This is a genomic window from Pontimonas salivibrio (assembly GCF_002950575.1).
GTDB lineage: Bacteria > Actinomycetota > Actinomycetes > Actinomycetales > Microbacteriaceae > Pontimonas > Pontimonas salivibrio.
Genome location: NZ_CP026923.1, coordinates 355759 through 373147 on the forward strand (window position 1 = coordinate 355759; position 17389 = coordinate 373147).

The 17389-nt window shown below is 58.6% G+C and carries 17 protein-coding genes and 1 tRNA gene; 13 read left to right on the plus strand and 5 right to left on the minus strand.

Features of this window, described 5'->3' with window-relative positions:
* The first annotated feature begins 22 nt into the window (after positions 1-22).
* A complete protein-coding gene (gene sp36, locus C3B54_RS08800) occupies positions 23-181 on the plus strand; it encodes a Sp36 family protein (RefSeq protein WP_170006125.1) in 159 nt (52 codons plus the stop codon).
* On the plus strand, positions 181-648 hold the full coding sequence (locus tag C3B54_RS01930; protein ID WP_104913008.1) for a RidA family protein: 468 nt from the start codon (positions 181-183) through the stop codon (positions 646-648). Before sp36 ends, C3B54_RS01930 begins: the two co-directional genes overlap by 1 nt.
* 8 nt (positions 649-656) lie before the next feature.
* Here C3B54_RS01930 and acs read toward each other — a convergent pair whose 3' ends face one another.
* The gene (gene acs, locus C3B54_RS01935; protein ID WP_104913009.1) at positions 657-2615 is read right to left on the minus strand and encodes an acetate--CoA ligase; all 1959 of its coding nucleotides are present in this window, start codon (positions 2613-2615) and stop codon (positions 657-659) included.
* Between the two features lie 130 nt (positions 2616-2745).
* Here acs and C3B54_RS01940 point away from each other — a divergent pair, with 130 nt between their 5' ends.
* The 8 genes from C3B54_RS01940 (at position 2746) to C3B54_RS01975 (ending at position 10585) form a co-directional block, all read left to right on the plus strand.
* The gene (locus C3B54_RS01940) at positions 2746-3720 is read left to right on the plus strand and encodes a TadA family conjugal transfer-associated ATPase (RefSeq protein ID WP_245867969.1); all 975 of its coding nucleotides are present in this window, start codon (positions 2746-2748) and stop codon (positions 3718-3720) included.
* A gap of 28 nt (positions 3721-3748) precedes the next feature.
* Positions 3749-4654: a type II secretion system F family protein gene (locus tag C3B54_RS01945; protein WP_104913010.1), complete on the plus strand. Its 906-nt coding sequence runs from the start codon at positions 3749-3751 to the stop codon at positions 4652-4654.
* Positions 4655-4850: 196 nt separating this feature from the next.
* A complete protein-coding gene (locus tag C3B54_RS01950) occupies positions 4851-5111 on the plus strand; it encodes a DUF4244 domain-containing protein (RefSeq protein ID WP_104914201.1) in 261 nt (86 codons plus the stop codon).
* Complete coding sequence (locus C3B54_RS01955; protein ID WP_104913011.1) at positions 5053-5484, plus strand: TadE/TadG family type IV pilus assembly protein; 432 nt, start codon at positions 5053-5055, stop codon at positions 5482-5484. The genes C3B54_RS01950 and C3B54_RS01955 overlap by 59 nt, the downstream gene beginning before the upstream one ends.
* Positions 5485-5534: 50 nt before the next feature.
* A complete protein-coding gene (locus C3B54_RS01960; RefSeq protein WP_158665466.1) occupies positions 5535-5873 on the plus strand; it encodes an Rv3654c family TadE-like protein in 339 nt (112 codons plus the stop codon).
* A 108-nt stretch (positions 5874-5981) separates the two neighbouring features.
* Complete coding sequence (gene topA, locus C3B54_RS01965) at positions 5982-8807, plus strand: type I DNA topoisomerase (RefSeq protein ID WP_170006140.1); 2826 nt, start codon at positions 5982-5984, stop codon at positions 8805-8807.
* The gene (gene tmk, locus C3B54_RS01970) at positions 8804-9424 is read left to right on the plus strand and encodes a dTMP kinase (RefSeq protein ID WP_104913013.1); all 621 of its coding nucleotides are present in this window, start codon (positions 8804-8806) and stop codon (positions 9422-9424) included. The genes topA and tmk overlap by 4 nt, the downstream gene beginning before the upstream one ends.
* Before the next feature lie 9 nt (positions 9425-9433).
* Complete coding sequence (locus C3B54_RS01975) at positions 9434-10585, plus strand: DNA polymerase III subunit delta' (protein WP_104913014.1); 1152 nt, start codon at positions 9434-9436, stop codon at positions 10583-10585.
* Between the two features lie 34 nt (positions 10586-10619).
* On the opposite strand, the gene C3B54_RS01980 is transcribed toward C3B54_RS01975, so the two are convergent.
* From C3B54_RS01980 to C3B54_RS01995, 4 genes are all read right to left on the minus strand, one after another.
* The gene (locus tag C3B54_RS01980) at positions 10620-11543 is read right to left on the minus strand and encodes a nucleotidyl transferase AbiEii/AbiGii toxin family protein (RefSeq protein ID WP_104913015.1); all 924 of its coding nucleotides are present in this window, start codon (positions 11541-11543) and stop codon (positions 10620-10622) included.
* Positions 11530-12315: a type IV toxin-antitoxin system AbiEi family antitoxin domain-containing protein gene (locus tag C3B54_RS01985; protein ID WP_104914203.1), complete on the minus strand. Its 786-nt coding sequence runs from the start codon at positions 12313-12315 to the stop codon at positions 11530-11532. Before C3B54_RS01985 ends, C3B54_RS01980 begins: the two co-directional genes overlap by 14 nt.
* Positions 12316-12585: 270 nt before the next feature.
* A complete protein-coding gene (locus C3B54_RS01990; RefSeq protein WP_104913016.1) occupies positions 12586-13638 on the minus strand; it encodes a mannonate dehydratase in 1053 nt (350 codons plus the stop codon).
* 126 nt (positions 13639-13764) lie between these two features.
* A complete protein-coding gene (locus tag C3B54_RS01995; RefSeq protein WP_104913017.1) occupies positions 13765-14745 on the minus strand; it encodes an ion transporter in 981 nt (326 codons plus the stop codon).
* 728 nt (positions 14746-15473) lie between these two features.
* Here C3B54_RS01995 and C3B54_RS02005 point away from each other — a divergent pair.
* The 3 genes from C3B54_RS02005 to C3B54_RS02015 all read left to right on the plus strand — a co-directional run bounded on the left by C3B54_RS02005 (position 15474) and on the right by C3B54_RS02015 (position 17126).
* On the plus strand, positions 15474-16085 hold the full coding sequence (locus C3B54_RS02005; RefSeq protein ID WP_104913019.1) for a helix-turn-helix domain-containing protein: 612 nt from the start codon (positions 15474-15476) through the stop codon (positions 16083-16085).
* Positions 16078-16767 (plus strand): hypothetical protein, encoded by a 690-nt coding sequence (locus C3B54_RS02010; protein ID WP_104913020.1) that lies wholly within the window; start codon positions 16078-16080, stop codon positions 16765-16767. Before C3B54_RS02005 ends, C3B54_RS02010 begins: the two co-directional genes overlap by 8 nt.
* Positions 16768-17050: 283 nt before the next feature.
* Positions 17051-17126: transfer RNA gene (locus C3B54_RS02015), tRNA-Thr, on the plus strand.
* Positions 17127-17389: the final 263 nt, after the last annotated feature.

Here is a 17389-nt window from a genome sequence, read left to right on the forward strand (position 1 = left end):
AACTCGAAGGAGGACGGCGCGCATGACCACGTGGGAATATGCAACAACACCGCTGATCATCCACAACACCACCGCCATTTTGAACCAGTGGGGCGAAGGCGGCTGGGAGCTTGTCAATGTGATTACCGGACCAGAGGGCGGACTCGTCGCCTACTTTAAACGCCCGAAGGGTGACAACTAGTGGGACACATCGATGCACGCCTTCGCGAATTAGGTATCGATATTCCTGAGGTTGCCTCCCCTGTGGCCAACTATGTGCCCGCCCGCACCACCGGATCTTTGCTCTACACCGCTGGCCAGTTGCCTTTCGTCGATGGTGCACTGGTCGCTACCGGCAAGGTAGGCCAAGACGTGTCCACCAGCGAAGCGGTCGAACTGGCCCGTATCTGCACACTCAACGCACTCGCTGCGGCCCAAAGCGTGCTGGGGTCTCTCGATCGCATTACCCAGGTGGTGAAGGTCAACGGTTTTGTGGCCTCCAGCCCCGATTTCATCCAACAACCCACTGTCTTAAACGGAGCATCAGAATTGTTGGGTGAGATTTTTGGTGACATCGGCATCCACGCGCGCGCTGCAGTAGGTGTCGCTGTCTTACCCCTTGACGCCCCGGTGGAACTCGAACTGATTGTGGAGTTTTCCACCCCGTAACGAGGGGGTTACTCGTCGTCTAGGGACGTCGTGATGGTCCGAATCACGCTGGTGTCGGTCAGCGTCGTCGTGTCCCCAATTTCTCGACCCTCGGCGATGTCTTGAAGCAGCCGGCGCATGATTTTGCCTGAGCGGGTTTTGGGCAGCTCGTCGACCAAGTGAATTTCGCGCGGTTTGGCAATCGCACCAATTTGTTGGCCCACCCAGTTGCGCAGTTCCGCCACAAGTTCATCAGCAGGTTTTTGGTCCACAAAACGCGATTTCAAAATCACAAAAGCCACCACCGCTTGACCAGTGGTGTCATCTTGTGCTCCGACAACGGCTGCCTCCGCCGTCATTTCATGGGCCACAATCGCTGACTCAATTTCCATGGTGGACAGGCGGTGGCCGGACACATTCATGACGTCGTCTACTCGCCCGAGTAACCAAATGTCGTGATCGGCGTCCAAGTGGGCACCGTCACCGGCGAAGTATTTGTCACCGAAGCGAGACCAGTAGGTGTCGACGTAGCGATCGGGGTCACCCCAAATGCCGCGCAGCATAGACGGCCAGGGTTGTGTCACCACTAGCAGCCCACCGGCTTCCGGGCCCACATGGGTGCCCTCTTCACTCAACACGTCAATGCTGATACCGGGTAGGGGTACTTGGGCGGCACCCGGTTTGGTGCTGGTCACACCGGGTAGGGCAGAGATCATGATGGCACCCGTTTCGGTTTGCCACCAGGTATCCACAATGGGAGCGACCCCCCCGCCGATGACTTCCCGGTACCACATCCACGCTTCTGGGTTGATCGGTTCACCGACGGAACCCAGCAGGCGCAGGGAGCTCAGATCGCGGGCGCCAGGGATCTGTCGGCCGGCTTTCATAAACGCCCGAATCGCGGTGGGGGCGGTATAGAAAATGCTGACCTTGTATTTCTCGACGATGTCCCACCAGCGCCCAGGTGCAGGTGAATCGGGGGTTCCCTCATAAATGACTTGGGTGGCACCATTAGCCAGGGGCCCGTAGACGACGTAGCTGTGGCCGGTAATCCACCCAATGTCCGCAGTGCACCAATAGACGTCTGTTTCGGGGTGCAAGTCGAATACGTTTTTGTGGGTAAACGCCGCCTGGGTGAGGTACCCACCAGAAGTGTGCAAAATGCCTTTAGGTTTCCCGGTCGTCCCCGAGGTGTAAAGGATAAACAGCGGGTTTTCGGCCTCAAACCCTTCGGCGTGGTGTTGATCCGACATGGGGGCAATTTCCTCATGCCACCACAGGTCGCGACCGTCCACCATGGCGACCTCGTTGCCACCACGCTTCACCACCAACACGTTGTCCACCGGGCTGGCAATCATCTCCAGGGCGTCATCAACGGCCGGCTTGAGAGCAAACACGGACCCTTTTCGGTAACCACCATCAGCGGTAATCACCAGCTTGGCTTCTGCGTCATCGATTCGCGCCCGCAAGCTTTCGGCACTGAAACCACCAAACACGACCGAGTGAATCGCGCCAATCCGTGCGACGGCCAGCATCGCAATGACCGCCTCTGGAATGAGTGGCATATAGATCACGACACGGTCACCCTGGCTGACCCCTAACGACAGCAGCAGGTTTGCTGCCCGGCGCACCTCGGCGGTCAGTTCGGCGTAGCTGATGTCACGTTGGTCACCCGGTTCGCCCTCAAAGTGCAGCGCAATGCGCTCGCCGTGTCCGGCCTCTACGTGTCGATCCAGACAGTTGTAGGCGACGTTGATGTGACCATCGGCAAACCATTTCGCAAAAGGCGGGTTGGACCAGTCCAGTACCTCAGTAAAGGGCTTATGCCAGTGCAGTAATTCGCGCGACTGGTCGGCCCAAAACTCCGGCCCGTTGTCTTTGGCGGCCTCATAGAGTTCCGGACCGGCAATTCGCTGGGCCACAAACTCTGTAGGAGGCTCGAAACGCCGCTCTTCGTGCAGGCGGTTATCAATCGTGGATTCGGACACGGTGTGTGACCCCTTTTCGCATCATTGCGGCTTACCAACAGGTGCACACCAGTGTAAATGGAGGACGCGAATTTTCCACAGTTGTTGTCATGGCGTCCCACCAGGAAGCCATTCCTGACACCCTGCCAGTGTGCCCACCCCCACACGTTGGTCTTTTCCTGCCCCGGAGCAGGCACTCCTAGACGACAGTGTGATTCGCGCCCTGGGCCCTCTGGGTGTCCTCGGTTCGGATCCGAGTGTCACCGACGTATTCGTGGTCGGTGACGGCCGGGTTTTTGCCGACCGCGGTGATGGCGCTCTGATGGTCACCGATCTTCGACTGAGCGCAGATGCCAGTGTTGACCTGGCCAGGGCACTGATTGAAGCTGGTGGCCGGCACCTGGATGAGGCTTCACCCATTGTTGATGTGCGCTTGGCTGAGGGTATTCGTGTTCATGCCGCCCTCCCGCCGGTGGCACTCGGGGGAGCGGTGCTCTCAATTCGCTTTGGCCGGGGCCCCAAACCCGATATTGGTGCGCTGGCCCTGGGGTGGTCTACTGCGGTGCGTGACCGGGTACTCGCCGCCGTCGATCAGCGACACACCCTGTTGGTGACGGGTGCGACGGGTAGTGGGAAAACGACCCTCCTGGCCGCACTGTTAGCGTTCGCGTCACCCCGGGATCGCATCGTGGTGATTGAAGATGTCAGCGAGTTGCGCATCGACCATCCACACGTCGTGCAACTCGAATGCCGCCAGGCGAACTTAGAGGGCGCGGGGGAGGTCACCCTGCAGCGGCTCGTGCGGGAATCGCTTCGCATGCGACCGGGCCGACTCGTCGTGGGGGAGTGTCGAGGGGCAGAGCTTCGCGATCTCCTCTCCGCACTCACCACCGGTCACCGAGGCGGTGCCGCTACTATGCACGCGCACTCTTTGGAAGAAGTGCCGGCGCGCTTGGATAGTTTGGCCGCGCTCGCGGGGCTCACATCAGAACAATTGGCGCGCCAGGCGCGCAGTGCCTTTGACCTCATCATTCACGTCGACCACACCCCGGGGAAACCCCGCGAGGTCACACTCGGCCATTTTGTGGGCACTGCGGGAGGTGACCTTGTGGTGGCCAGGATCTAGTCGACCGCGGGGTGTGGGGGTCGCCCACATGGCGACCCTGTCGGCCCGGTTGGCCGTGTTTTTTCAAGCAGGCCTCTCTCCGGCGAAAGCGTGGGAAGAGTTAGCCCGCGATGGCCAAATCGGCGAAGCCGGCCAAGCCCTCGCGGGACGCATCCAATCCCACCTGCAAGGCGGCGGTCGACATGCCGAGAGTGTGCGAGGGGCCTGTGAGGCCGGGGGCGAACCCGAGCGAGTGTTTTCAGCTGTCGTCGTTGTTGCCGACGAATCGGGCACTGCGCTCTATCAAGCCCTGTGGGCGTTGGCCGAGGCGCTTCGCGATCGGGTGTCCGTGGAGGCAGAAATCCGCTCCATCGTTCAAGCCCCCCGACAGACCACCCTGTTGCTACTGGCATTGCCGCCACTTAGTCTCGTGGTGGCGGGGTTACTGGGGGTGAACGCTCTCGGTTTTTTGACCGGTTCAGCATTTGGCTGGTTGTTGCTCATCCTGGCGGCGTTGCTCTACGTGGCAGCCATTGTGTGGATGGGGCGTTTAGTTGCCCAGCTGATGCCCGATTCTGGTTACCTTTCACCGGCGAGGGATCTCCTTGCGGTCGCCAGCCAGGGTGGAGCACTACCCGAGGTGGCAGAGGCGAGGGTCAATAGGGTGTTACTCGCACACGGACTCGCCGAGTCGGACAATGCCGACATTGCCCACCTCACTGCACTATCGCGCCGAGTGGGAATCCCCATCTCTCGCCTGTCCGTGGCGGAAGCCACCTGGCAACGACACCACGCTCGTGCCGAAGCAGCCGAGGCCGCGCAAAGTTTGTCGGTCCGCATTCTCATTCCCCTTGGGCTGTTTATCCTGCCGGCGTTCGTTGCCGTGGGAGTTGTCCCGGTGATTTTTGCCCTGCTGGAGGGGGCCCTTCGACCAGACCAGCAGGGACTGTGGTGACCAGGACACCACGCACTATCCGAACACAGGGTGACCCGGAAAGTCTGCTCCCACACGAGTGGGAGATGTCCACAGCCCCACCCTCACAATCCCTTTCCGCCTTAATCCAATGGTGACTCTTCTGTGCCTCTCCGGCCTGACAGTGTGCGCGAGTTACCAAGCGGTGACATCGGCCGGAGAGGAAAGGAATGACACCGTGAACGAACCAGAGAGTGCACAAGGTAAAGCACAAAATAGTCCGGGGGATACCGAACAGAGCAGTGAGCACAACGCCCAGCATGTCGAGGATTTAGGACGGGGGCCCCGAGCAGATGAGGGGGCAGCGACCGCCGAATACGCGATTGCGACGATGGCGGCAGTGGGGTTTGCCGGACTGCTGGTGGTCATTATGCAAAGCGATGAGGTGCGGGAGATTCTCACCGACCTGGTGCGCAGTGCACTTAGTTTCACCGCGTGATCGAGGCAGTGTCACCGCCGAGTGGGCTTTAGTCCTCCCGGCGGTGGTGCTGGTTCTGGCTGCCGTCTTGAGCTCGGTGGGGGTGATGGTTCAACAGTCCCGACTGGATGGGGTCGCTGCTGATGCGGCGAGGCTCGCCAGCCTCGGTCACTCCGCGGCATTAATCGCCGGCCATGTCGGGGATCAGCTGGGCGAGGAGGCCACTGTGTCATTGCAGTCCGCGTCCGAGGGCATCAGCGTGTGCGCGGTGGTGGAGGCGATGTCGTCAGGGCCATTATCGATAGTGACGGGCCTCACGATGCAGGGCATGGCGTGTGCGTTGCGGGAGAGTGAGCCGGTGGCCGAGGCAACTACACCCCGAGAGTCATTGTGAGGGTTCTGCCGGAAGCCCCGAGTGTCGACTCGTACACAAGAGGCTCCGGGGTGGTGGTTGCCCTCGGTGTCATCGCAGCCCTGGTCATCGCCGGTAGTGCTGCGCTGATGGTGGTCGACCTGTTGCGCTTTGGTGAAAAAGTTCAACACGCGGCCAACCTTTCGGCGCTGGCGGCATCGGATGTGGCGATGGGGGTCATCCCCGGGCGGCCCTGCGTGGTGGCCAGGGAGATTGGTCGCAGCCAGGGGATTCGGGTGAGCTCGTGCGAGGTCACTGGAAGCCTCGTCAGGGTGTACGCCACGACTACCCGGCATGGTCTGTCGATTACTAAACGCGCTGCTGCGGGGCCCATTTCTGGAGGGGTCTGGCCGGATGGTGATGTTCGCTGACCCCGAGGCGGAAACGTGCCATCAAGAAATAGTTGTGTATCGTGAGCCCTCGGATAGGACCAAGAGCAGCCGGCTCAAGGTGAGGTCACAGTGTCCGATGTAAGGAGCATGGTGCCTGAGGGCAAGAAACTAGTCATTGTCGAGTCGCCCGCCAAAGCAAAAACTATTGGTAAGTATTTGGGTGACGACTACGAAGTGATGGCTTCGGTGGGTCACGTTCGCGATTTGGCCCAACCGAAAGAGTTGCCGGCCGAGTTGAAAAAGACGTCACTGGGTCGCTTCGCCGTCGATGTGGACAACGGTTTCGAGCCCTACTACGTCACCACCGAGCGGGGTCGAAAGACCGTGTCGGATCTGAAAAAGGCTGCCAAGGGCGCCACCGAAATTTACCTCGCAACAGATGAAGACCGCGAGGGTGAAGCCATCGCCTGGCACCTGTTGGAGTTGTTGAAACCAAAAGTTCCGGTCAAGCGCATGGTCTTCCACGAAATCACCGAAGACTCGATTCGTAGTGCAACATCTGACACCCGCGATGTCGACACCGCGTTGGTCGATGCTCAAGAAACCAGACGCATCGTGGATCGCCTTTACGGTTTTGAGGTCTCACCGGTTCTGTGGCGACGGGTCTCTGGCGCCAAATCGGCGGGCCGTGTGCAATCACCCGCTCTTCGCCTCATTGTCGATCGCGAACTGGAGCGCCGGGCGTTTATCCCCGCCGTCTATTCGGATGTGAAAGCCACCGTCGAAACGGGTGCCGGCGAATCTTTTGTAGCGTCAGTGGCCAGGCTGGATGGTACCCGGGTGGCTAGTGGGCGAGATTTCTCCAGTGAGGGTGAACTCAAAGACGGCGTGCGCCTGATTGACCCCGAAGTGGCGACGGCTCTAGTGAAAGCGTTGGAGGCACCCGGCAGCACGCTCGAAGTGGCGGCCATTGACCCGAAGCCTTACACCCGGCGGCCGGCGGCTCCTTTTACGACGTCCACCTTGCAGCAAGAGGCCGGACGAAAACTTCGCTTTTCTGCTCAGCAGACCATGAGTGTTGCCCAGGGGCTCTACGAAAACGGTTACATCACTTATATGCGAACCGATTCGGTGAGCTTGTCCCAGCAAGCTATTTCGGCGGCAAGGGCCCAAGCGAAACAAATGTTTGGTCCCTCCAGCGTTCCCGATTCACCCAGGCTTTATAAAGGCAAGTCCCAAAACGCCCAGGAAGCACACGAAGCGGTGCGTCCCGCGGGTGAAGCCTTCAAATCACCCGACGAGCTTTCGGGGGTGTTGCGCCCCGACGAGTTGAAACTCTACGAACTCATTTGGCGGCGCACTGTGGCCAGCCAAATGGTGGATGCCAAAGGTCAAACCGTCACCGTGACACTGGGTGCTGCGGACGTGGAAGTTGGCGGCAGCCCGGTCACCGTCGAGCTCACGGCGTCTGGAACCGTGTTGTTCGAGCGTGGCTTCCTGCAGGCTTACGAAGAGAGCAACGACGACGATAAAGACGACGACGGTAAATCGGCTGTGTTGCCGAAAATGGAGCAGGGCGAACGCCTCGGGGTGACGGAGGTGTCGGCGAAAGCCCACGAAACGCAACCCCCTGCGCGGTTTACTGAAGCAAGCCTCGTCAAAGCTCTCGAAGAGCGTGGGATTGGTCGACCCTCCACCTACGCATCCATCATCTCCACGATTATTGATCGCGGTTATGTCTCCCGCCGCGGAAGCGCCATGATTCCCCAGTGGATTGCGTTCCCCGTCACGAGGCTGCTCTCAGAGCGCTTTAGTGAACTGGTCGACTACCAGTTCACTGCCGAGTTGGAAGAAGACTTGGACCGGATTGCCCGCGGCGAATACTCACGCCAAGAATGGTTGCAGCGGTTCTATTTTGGTGACGATGACCACCGTGGGCTAAAGGATGTTGCCCTGCTGGCGACCGAAGAAATTGATACCCGTGAGCTGAACACCATCGCCATTACCGACACCATTTCACTGCGAGTGGGTAAATACAGTCCCTTCTTAGAAACCCTCGATGAAGAAACCGGTGAAGTCCGGCGGGTGAATTTGCCGCCCGAGCTTGCCCCTGATGAGTTAACCCCCCAAAAAGCTCAAGAGCTGATTGATGCGCCCCCGGTCGAAGACCGGGTGCTGGGTATTGATCCAGAAAGCCTGCGGGAAATTGTCGCCAAAAAGGGCCGCTTCGGCCCCTACGTCACCGAAGTCATTCCGGAAGATGAGGCAGAAGCAGCGCAAGGGAAGAAAAAGACTGCGGTGAAGCCCAAAACGGCGTCCCTGTTCCAAGCAATGGATATCGAAACCATTGATTTGGACACGGCCTTGAAGCTTCTATCCCTGCCACGAGAAGTGGGACCCGACCCCGAATCGGGTGAAATGATTACCGCCCAGAACGGGCGCTACGGACCGTATTTGAAAAAGGGCACCGACACGCGTTCGTTGGATAGCGAAGACCTCATTTTCGAGATTGATGTGCCCGGTGCGGTGGCACGTTTTGCGGAGCCCAAATACGGTGGCCGCAGGCAAACACCACCGCTGAAAACCCTCGAGGTCGATTCGAACACCGGTAAAGCCATCACGGTCAAAAATGGGCGTTTTGGTCCCTATGTGACCGATGGAGAAACCAACGTGACCGTGCCCAGGGGGATTGACCCTGCGGCAATCGATCAGGAAACCGCTGAACGGATGTTGGCCGAGAAACGCGCGAAAGGTCCGGCACCAAAGCGTGCTGCCAAAAAACCTGCGGCGAAAAAAACGCCAGTAAAGAAGCCTGCCGCAAAAAAGACACCGGTGAAGAAACCTGCCGCGAAAAAACCAGCGGCCAAAAAGACCACGTCAGCCACAACAACAGTGAAGAACGCAGGCGCCAAGAAGGCCGCCGCAAAGTCCGGTACGAAGACAGGCAATCCCTCATCAAAGGATGAGGGATGACCAGCGCATTCATCACCTTTGAAGGGGGTGATGGTTCGGGGAAATCAACCCAACTGGAATTACTGTCTGGTTGGTTAGAACAGCGCGACCACTCAGTAGTCCTCACCCGCGAACCCGGCGGCACAGATGTTGGCGTCGAGTTGCGCGAAATTATTTTGCACCGCAAAGGGTTCTTAGCCCCCCGCGCTGAAGCGCTGTTGTATGCCGCTGATCGTGCCCACCACATCCACACTGTGGTTCGACCTGCCCTGGCTGAGGGCAAAGTGGTGATTCAAGACCGTTACTTTGACTCCTCAGTGGCCTACCAGGGCGCGGGCCGGGTCCTCTCCGAGGATGAAGTGCGCGATCTGTCGCTGTGGGCAACAGAGGGCCTCATTCCAGACCTCACCGTTGTGCTTGATGTCCCCGCCGATGTTCAGCGCGCCAGGCGTGAGAGCACCCGCACGGTGTATGACCGGTTGGAAGCAGAAGCCGATGATTTCCACGAAAGAGTTCGTGACGCCTACCGACGCTTTGCGGAAAAAGAGCCCGAGCGTTTTGTGCTCATTGACGGCCAACGACCCGCCGAAGACATTCACGGGGACATTGTCGAGCGTGTCACGACGTTGCTTGGGTAGCCTGGGGCTGTGAGCCTCTGGGATCAGCTCGTCGGACAAGAAACCGCTATTGCCGCGGTACGTGAGGCTGCACAGCCCGGCTCACAGGCCATGACCCACGCGTGGATGGTGGTGGGGCCGGCAGGCTCCGGCCGCTCCACCCTCGCCCACGCCTTTGCCGCCACGCTGGTGTCCAACGGAAACGACGATGAGGCACTCGCCCACGTGATGGCCGGGACCCACCCGGACGTGACCCTGGTGGCAACCGACCGGGTCACCATCTCCATTGATGAAGTGCGTGAGCTTGTCACCCAGAGCTATTACTCGCCGTCGCAGTCGAAGTGGCGGGTCATCGTGATGGAAGACGCCGACCGGATGACTGAGCGCACCTCCAACGTCCTACTCAAAGCCTTGGAAGAGCCCCCGCCCCACACGGTGTGGATTTTGTGTGCCCCGAGTGTTCAAGACGTGTTGCCCACCATTTACTCTCGGGTGCGCACTATCACCCTTCGCACCCCCACGGTTGATCAGGTGGCCACACTGATTCACCAGCGCCACGGTGTGGACTTGGATGTGGCCACAATGGCTGCCCGCGAAGCCCAAAGCCACATCGGCATGGCCACCAGGCTTGCCACGGATGCGGAAGCCAGGGCCCGTCGGGACGAAACAGTCAAAGCCGTGTTGTCATTGAACTCCGTCTCCAGAGCGGTGAACCAAGCCGCCCACCTCATTGCGCTCGCCGGAGCTGACCAAAAAGCACTGCTGGAAAAACTCGATCAGCAAGAACGAGAAGACACCCTGCGATCGCTGGGTGTTGCCCCCGGAGGTAGTGTCCCCGCGGCTCTTCGAGGCAGCGTGAAAGCGCTGGAGGATAACCAAAAGCGAAGGGCCACTAGGAGCTTGCGAGACGGTGTTGATCGCATTGCCACGGATATCACCTCGGTGTTGCGGGATGTCTTGATGCTTCAGGTGGGTAGTGCGGAACCGCTGGTGAACGAACGCCATCGCCCGGCACTGGAGGAGCGCGCAGGGGTAACGACCGCCCACCACACCTTGGCCGCCATGGAGCACGTGCAGATTGCTCGTGATCGGATCGCCGGCAACACCCCACCGCAACTGGCCCTGGAAGCCATGTTGATTGCGGTCAGTGGTCGAGTGCCGCTAGCCGAGGCGGCGGCGTAGAGCGCTCGTTACGGTCGGCCCATCAGGCACGCTTTTACTGTCTTTGGGCCCTTGATAGGGAGTGTTCGAGCAGTCGGACCAATTCACTGCGTCTTTTGGGATCGAGGGTGTCGAGGTTGTGCTGGCGCCACCTAATGGCGGGAAGTTGTGGTGCACCATCCAAGCCGAGCAGTGACCAATCTGCCGCACCCTCTTCGAAGGTGAGTAAGAACTCCTGGTGGTATTGGGGCATTTGCCCAATGAGTTCACGAATAAGTCGCGCCTGTGTCTGAATGAGGGTGTGGATTCCGATCGGCGCCTGGGTCATTCCCACGAATCCGTCACGGTATTCCGCCGCGAGGTCCTTGACGCGGCCAGAGAGTATTTCCCCCATTGGACGATTGTGGCTGAGTAGATAGAGCAGAAAGGTTTCCCTCAGGCCGTGTTGGATCCCTTCGCCCTCGAGCAAGCTACGAACATCGAAAAGGTCTCGAGGGTGCTGGCGGTCTAGTGCCGCGACGAGTTTTCCCGCATACAAGTCGTCGAAGGAAACGACCGGTGCTTGAGCAAATCCAAACTCAGACTCGACAGATTCCGTGACGGTCATGACCGTCGAGCCTTTCACCACACCGCGCAACACCGGTGAGCACTCAATCTTTACTCGAGCATGATTCGAGAGCACAATCAATCGGGTGAGTGCGCCTCCAGTTCGGTGTTGCCCCACACGGGCGCCGGGAATCTTTCCTTGGATTGCGGCTTGGATTCTGATTAAGGCGGACTCGATTTCTTCCAGTGCTTTGGTCCTGCCATTCAGCGGGAGATACATCAAGTCGATGTCTACTGAAAGGCGTGGAAGATCGCGAACGAACAGGTTGATGGCTGTGCCGCCCTTGAGGGCGAAACAGCTTTCCTTCGCTGTTAACGGAAGCAGCTGTATGAGCAGGCGTACTTGTTGGCGGTAACTGTCAAGAAAGGGCATCGAGGCTTTCGGGAACCGTAATTAAATATTCCGGGTCAAGCCTTCCCCCTCGGACTAACATCCGTTTACCTGATCCCAAGTCAAAAACCCCCCTATCGAGCCGGTTACGCCAGTCGTGCTGGTGACGGTCGGCGAAGAAGAAAAATAGCCGTTTTACTTTGACACTGGTGCAAGTTGTTAACAGTTTTTCCAACCGTGTGGGGCTGAGGTGTGATGCCCCCTGCATGAGCATGTCCACCTGATGAAAGCTTTCTTCGTCGGGGAGCTGATCGAGTAGTTCAAGAAATGCTCGCTCAGGTGTGGACACGGTCAGTGTCCAGTCCCATTGGCCCCAACTAATTTCCCGCACGTCATCTTTTCCCAGTAGCGATGTGGGAAAAAGCTTTTGGGTGTTGTGGAATTCGAATGTCTGGGGGAGCTCGAGTTTTGCGAGCCAGCTGGGAGGTTTTTCGGGCCCGTAAAGGTGAATCCGGTGTGGGTCGACGCTGAGGTAGTGGGCAAAACCCTGAGCGTCAAGTGCGCTCCGACCACCTACGTGTATCGGCTTGTCGAGCATCTGGCGGAGCGATATGGCCACCTGCTGCCATTGAAGCTCTCCTCGTGTGCGCCGATAGAGACCTCGTGTGGGTTGTTCGAGCCACCTGGTTCGCACGTAGTAGGCCCGCAAGCTACTCGAGATTCCGAGGCGTTCTAGCCAGGCGGCATCGACCACGAGGCCTTCTGGCAAATGACGTTCTAGTTGGTTTAGCCGAGAGATATTTTCCGTAATCACATTAAGTAATTTATCATTTTTGTAAACCCCGGTCACCATGGCCGAAATCCCGACGCCTGGCCCGCGGTTTTTGGTGTGCGTTGTGGCGACGCTCGTGTCGCAGGCCGGGCGACTTCGATTTCTTTCTGATATTCCGTCGAGCACTGAAAGGCTCGCGGCGGGGGACCATGCCCGGCGAGGGTAAGCAGTCGCTGCAGTTACTGGTGGGCCGCCACCCCAAATGCGATTACATGGTCGGCCCATCGGCCCACCGCCGACTTTCGGGCGTATTTAGTCCCTGGTCGACGGGTGGCCAAAAGTACTGTGTTCAAGTCCGCGGATATAGCCCAGCGCGAAGAGGCGACCGAGCATGTGGTAACCAGGCCGTTCGTTTGATTCGCCTTCCAGCGTCGGCACGTGATCAGGTCGCATCACCCCGTGGAAATCGACGTCGTGGTAGGCCTGGAAACATTCCGCCATGTCCGTTTGGCCATCGTCGTGGAATGTTTCCTGGAACTGTTCGACGTTTCCTCTGATGTCGCGGAAATGCACGAACGGTATTCGGTCGGATCCGATACTTCGGATCACATCGGCCATGGTCTGTTGACCCGATAGGACTTCTTCCATGAGGGCGAAGTTTCCTTGGCAGAAGGTAATGCCGTGGGAATCGGATGAAGAGTAGGCAAGTACCCTCCGGAACGCTTCCACGGAGCTCATAATCCGGGGAACACCACGATCAATGTGTTGTGGGGGGTCGTCGGGGTGAAGAGCGAGCTTGACGCCCGCTTTTTCTGCTTCGGGGATTACGGCGTCTAAGAAATATTCCAATGCCTGCCACATGTCATCGGCGCTGACCTCATTGGCGGCGAGCAGTTGTGGCCCGGCCTGGGCAGTTTCCCTGACATACCCGGTGACTAAGGCTCCGCCTCGGTCAGGAATGGCAATGTCGGTGCGAGCCCAGCTGGAACAGGCCATCCAGTTGTAGGACAACACTTCGATGCCTAAAGCACCCATTGCTCGGATCTGCTCGATGACTTGATCGATTTGTTCGTCGCGTCCTTCTGTCCCTAAGCGAACTTTGTCAATCGGCGCGGTGTCTTCGATGGCGACGAGGTCAAAACCCCACTGTTCAAAGAGTTCCTTATCGTGCTCGATTGCCTTTCGGCTCCATGGGGCTTCCTGCCTGGCATCGGGAGCCCAGCCACTACTTCCCACCGATTGGAACATCGTCTGGTCGTGTTCGCCGCCGTTCAGGATTCCCACCGCGTGATCGACACCGGCCTGCTTCACCAGTTTCCAGGAGGCCTCTGGCCGAGGGGGGAAAAACTCGCTGAGCGTGATCACTAACCGACCCCTTCACCATACAAAATAGGATTCCATCAGGGTATATGGGATATCGAATCCTTGGGCGGGTCAGTGCGTGCACCCGGACGACCGTCGCGCAAATTGCGAGGGACGTCGCAAATATATCTAACGGCTTGAGGATGCCCCTCCAGTGTTCCGCTTCCCCACGCCACGGCGCACGTTCTTCGAAGGAGCGGCCGGGGCAGGGGGTGTGGCAGGGGCTGCCGTTAGCTGCTGATTCTGAACGCGAAGGACCTCTTGGCGCAGGGCAATCAGTCCAGCCTGGTCGGAGTCGCCATCCCGCTCGAGCCCATCAATCGCATCGAACATCTCGCTCCAGTGGTCTTTCGACGCCCGCTGCTCTTGTGCTCGTGATTCGTCCATTGCATTAATTACGATCCCAATCAACACATTCAAGATGGTGAACACGATGATGAATACGTAAGAGAGGAAGAACATCAGTGCAGCAGGCGTGACCGCCATCGCCTCTTGAAAATAGTTCGGGAAGTTCTCAAGCGTCAAGAGGATGAACAGGCTCTCCATTGCTTTCGTAATATCGCCCCAGTGCTCAGGGAGTGCAGTGCCAAAGAGGTAATGCCCAACCATCGCGTACAGGAAAAGAAGAAACAGGATCAGCACCGTGACGCTGGCCAAGGGAGGCATACTCTTGACAATCGAATTTGTGAGAATTCGCACTTCAGGCATAAAGCGGAAGAGCCGCACCACCCGAAGCAGACGTAGTAGACGCAACACCACGGTTTGCGCAGAAAACACGGGAATCAGTGCAATGACGAGAAAGTCGAAGATGTTCCACGGGCTCGTGAAAAACATCCAAGGTTTTTTGCCGTAGGAAAGGATGCGCAGCGCCAGCTCGACCACGTACACCCACAGCACGACTGAGTCGTAGGTGCGAGCGATTGCGGCGAAAGTTGGGTCGAGGTCGGGGAGGGTCAGAGCTGCGAGAAAAAAGGCGTTAACCACAATGAGTCCCACGACGGTGAACTCGAAAACATTGCCATACACAATTCTCGTGAGCCATTCGATTCGGTATGGCGGAAGCGATTTGTCGGCGGGAATAAACACACGAGATTGCCTGGTGTCGGACACGGGCTAACCTTCCTCAGTTACGACACGGCCAACGGGTTTACGGGCCCACGACAGCATTCTCGGGAACTGTCGTCCACGGTCTAGCCCGCCTTTAGGTTATGCGGTGGCTTCTTAGTCTTTGGTGAGAAAAGTGCAGTGCCTTCCGTCGCTGGCGTCACGTCACGCTCGATCAGTTACCGAGAAGTGTCTCCGAGTCGGGATCGCCCCCCAAAAGTCATCAATCGCTGCAAAACCAGAAGAGGTCCCGCACTTTCTGATTCCAGCAAGTGACCGGGCAGCCCCCATAGTGATCGTCCTTTGCCGCTTGAGTTCAGTTGGTAGAGCGTCTCACTCGTAGGGTGTGGGTTTCTTCGTTCACAATCTGCGTTTGCGTACCCGGAACCCAATGATTTACTGGGCAGTAGCCCTTAACGCAAAGAGCAACGGTGCTCTCGGCGTACGCTCTGCCGCATCTATTCCGTGAAGGAATCGATGGTTTATGCCGAGCGCTCCAAAAAGGTGCCACCAAAACGAGCACTGGCCCCAGGTGAGATCCTGTCCCAGTCGTCCATTCAGGGAGGGAATGTTGGGGTTCTCGAAAAATCAACGGCGATCGTTGAATCTGACCGCGCACACTCTGGTTCGTCCACCGACGGTTGTGGGCAAAAGGGGGGAAGCTGAATTCGCTTGATTCATAAAAACATGGACAGTAGCTTCCATATTTATATGGAATATGCGAGCATGGGGCCATGAAGAACGTGGAAATCGTGTGGCGCACCCTGGCAGACGCCGCGCTCGAGGGGCAGCGCGATTGGAACAGCATCGGCGAGATCGCTGACGCCGCATCGGTCGCGCCCTCAACGACCCATCAGGCGCTCGGGCGACTGGTTGACATTGGCGCCGTCCGTCCGAATTCGCGCCGTGGATACACGGTGGTCTCGCCGGAGAAACTCCTCGAAGCGTTCGCTGCTCACCGCAACCTACGCGCCGACACCATGGTCTCCACAACCTTGCCTGCCGCCCAAGAGCTCCTCGACGACGATGGGGTCGACTACGCGCTCAGCGGCAGCAGCGCGGCAGCGCACTACCTTGGTGGTCGCAACACGATTTCTGATCTTGGCCGTCGGATCGTCTACACAACCCGACCCCTCTCGCAGGCTGACTTCCCTGAGGGAGACGAGGTCATCATCCTCGTCGAAGATCCCCTCGCGGCGCGCACCTGGAAGTCCGGTTACACCAGCCTCGCGCAAACCTACGCCGACCTGTGGGCAAGCCCAGGGTGGCAGGCCGCCGAATTCACCCGTGCACTCAAAGCGAAGCTGTTTGGCGACGCCGACTGGGAGCAGCGCACCAGTGCCTAATCTCTACGAAGATGGCGACGGAGTCATCCGCGCAGTCGTCGACCGGCTAGGTTCCGACCTCGAGCCATCGATCCTCATCGGCGGGTGGGCGACCTTCGTTCGCGTGGGCGGCGAGATCAGTCTCGACATTGATCTCATCACCTCGCAGCAGAGCCGCCACAAGATCGAGCAGATGATGACCGACCTTTCCTCCAGCAACAACCACCAAGGGCGGAAACTGCGCGCGACGTTCGACGACGTGCACCTCGACATCTACCTGCCCTTCGAGTCGCAACTCGGCAGCAAGCTGCGATTGAAAGTTGAGGTACTCGCGGAGTACCCAGACGAGCTCTCGTTCGAGAAGTGGACACTGTTGAGAGTTGAAGCACACATCGCTACCAAGATGGCGGCTCTGCTCGATCGGCACTCTTCTGAGAAGGGCCAGAAGGATGCGCGCGAGATCCTCGCACTACTGAAGCTTGAGGGCATCGACCCCGTGATCGCCGCGGAGGTCCTTGACCGGGCGTCCACCCTCGACATCGTGAATCTGCCGACCATGGTCGGCGAAGCCTTCGACCTGATCGGCGCCATCCTGCCTTTATCGAAGGCTGACCAGAAACTTGTCGCTGCGGCAAACAAGTCCTGGGTCGCCGAACTTCAGCTTCGCGGCGTCGGGCCTCAACAATCACGGCCGCGCCTCTGAGGCGGTCACTCGATCCAACAGTGCTACGTTGTTGCGGCTGCGACGAGGTGCCGCCGACCTACTTGTCCAGCGTTCTACTTCTTCGTTGAGGACGCAGTAGATGGCGGCCTCGAATGAGTCACCACAACCGCCCAGGTTCACACGGTGAGCCCAAAACTTTAGCCCTCCTAGCACTGACTCAAATCACACACCGCGGCTGACACGGCATGAGTGAACGAGGCACCAGGTTTGTCCACCTACCTACATGTTGGTGTTGTGCGGAGAACCTATACTTGGGGGACTTGCCGCCTTAGCTCAGTTGGTAGAGCGTCTCACTCGTAATGAGAAGGTCGCGGGTTCGATTCCCGCAGGCGGCCCCATCTGAAGTCTTCGGAAGGTGAAAACTGCTGAGGTCCCTATTTAGAGCCTTAGCTCATCTTCATTCCTCCTTGACGCCAGTTCCGCATCGTTTTCTAGCTACCGATCCCTGAGGCGATGCCGGAGGGGCGACGGGTAGGATGAGGCATGGAGTGCCGGGAAGCCTGGTCGGCGTGTGGGGCGTGGATGTGCATGCCGCATCGGTTTTGCCTCAGTGGTGGGACCGAGACCAACCCGACTATGAGGAGAACATGACGCGCTCGAG

Coding starts and splice junctions, on each gene's coding strand:
- C3B54_RS01955 (WP_104913011.1), top strand. CDS start 5,053: ATGAGGTGCGGGAGATTCTCACCGACCTGGTGCGCAGTGCACTTAGTT.
- C3B54_RS01980 (WP_104913015.1), bottom strand. CDS start 11,543: ATGCCCTTTCTTGACAGTTACCGCCAACAAGTACGCCTGCTCATACAG.
- tmk (WP_104913013.1), top strand. CDS start 8,804: ATGACCAGCGCATTCATCACCTTTGAAGGGGGTGATGGTTCGGGGAAA.
- C3B54_RS02005 (WP_104913019.1), top strand. CDS start 15,474: ATGAAGAACGTGGAAATCGTGTGGCGCACCCTGGCAGACGCCGCGCTC.
- topA (WP_170006140.1), top strand. CDS start 5,982: ATGGTGCCTGAGGGCAAGAAACTAGTCATTGTCGAGTCGCCCGCCAAA.
- C3B54_RS01945 (WP_104913010.1), top strand. CDS start 3,749: ATGGCGACCCTGTCGGCCCGGTTGGCCGTGTTTTTTCAAGCAGGCCTC.
- sp36 (WP_170006125.1), top strand. CDS start 23: ATGACCACGTGGGAATATGCAACAACACCGCTGATCATCCACAACACC.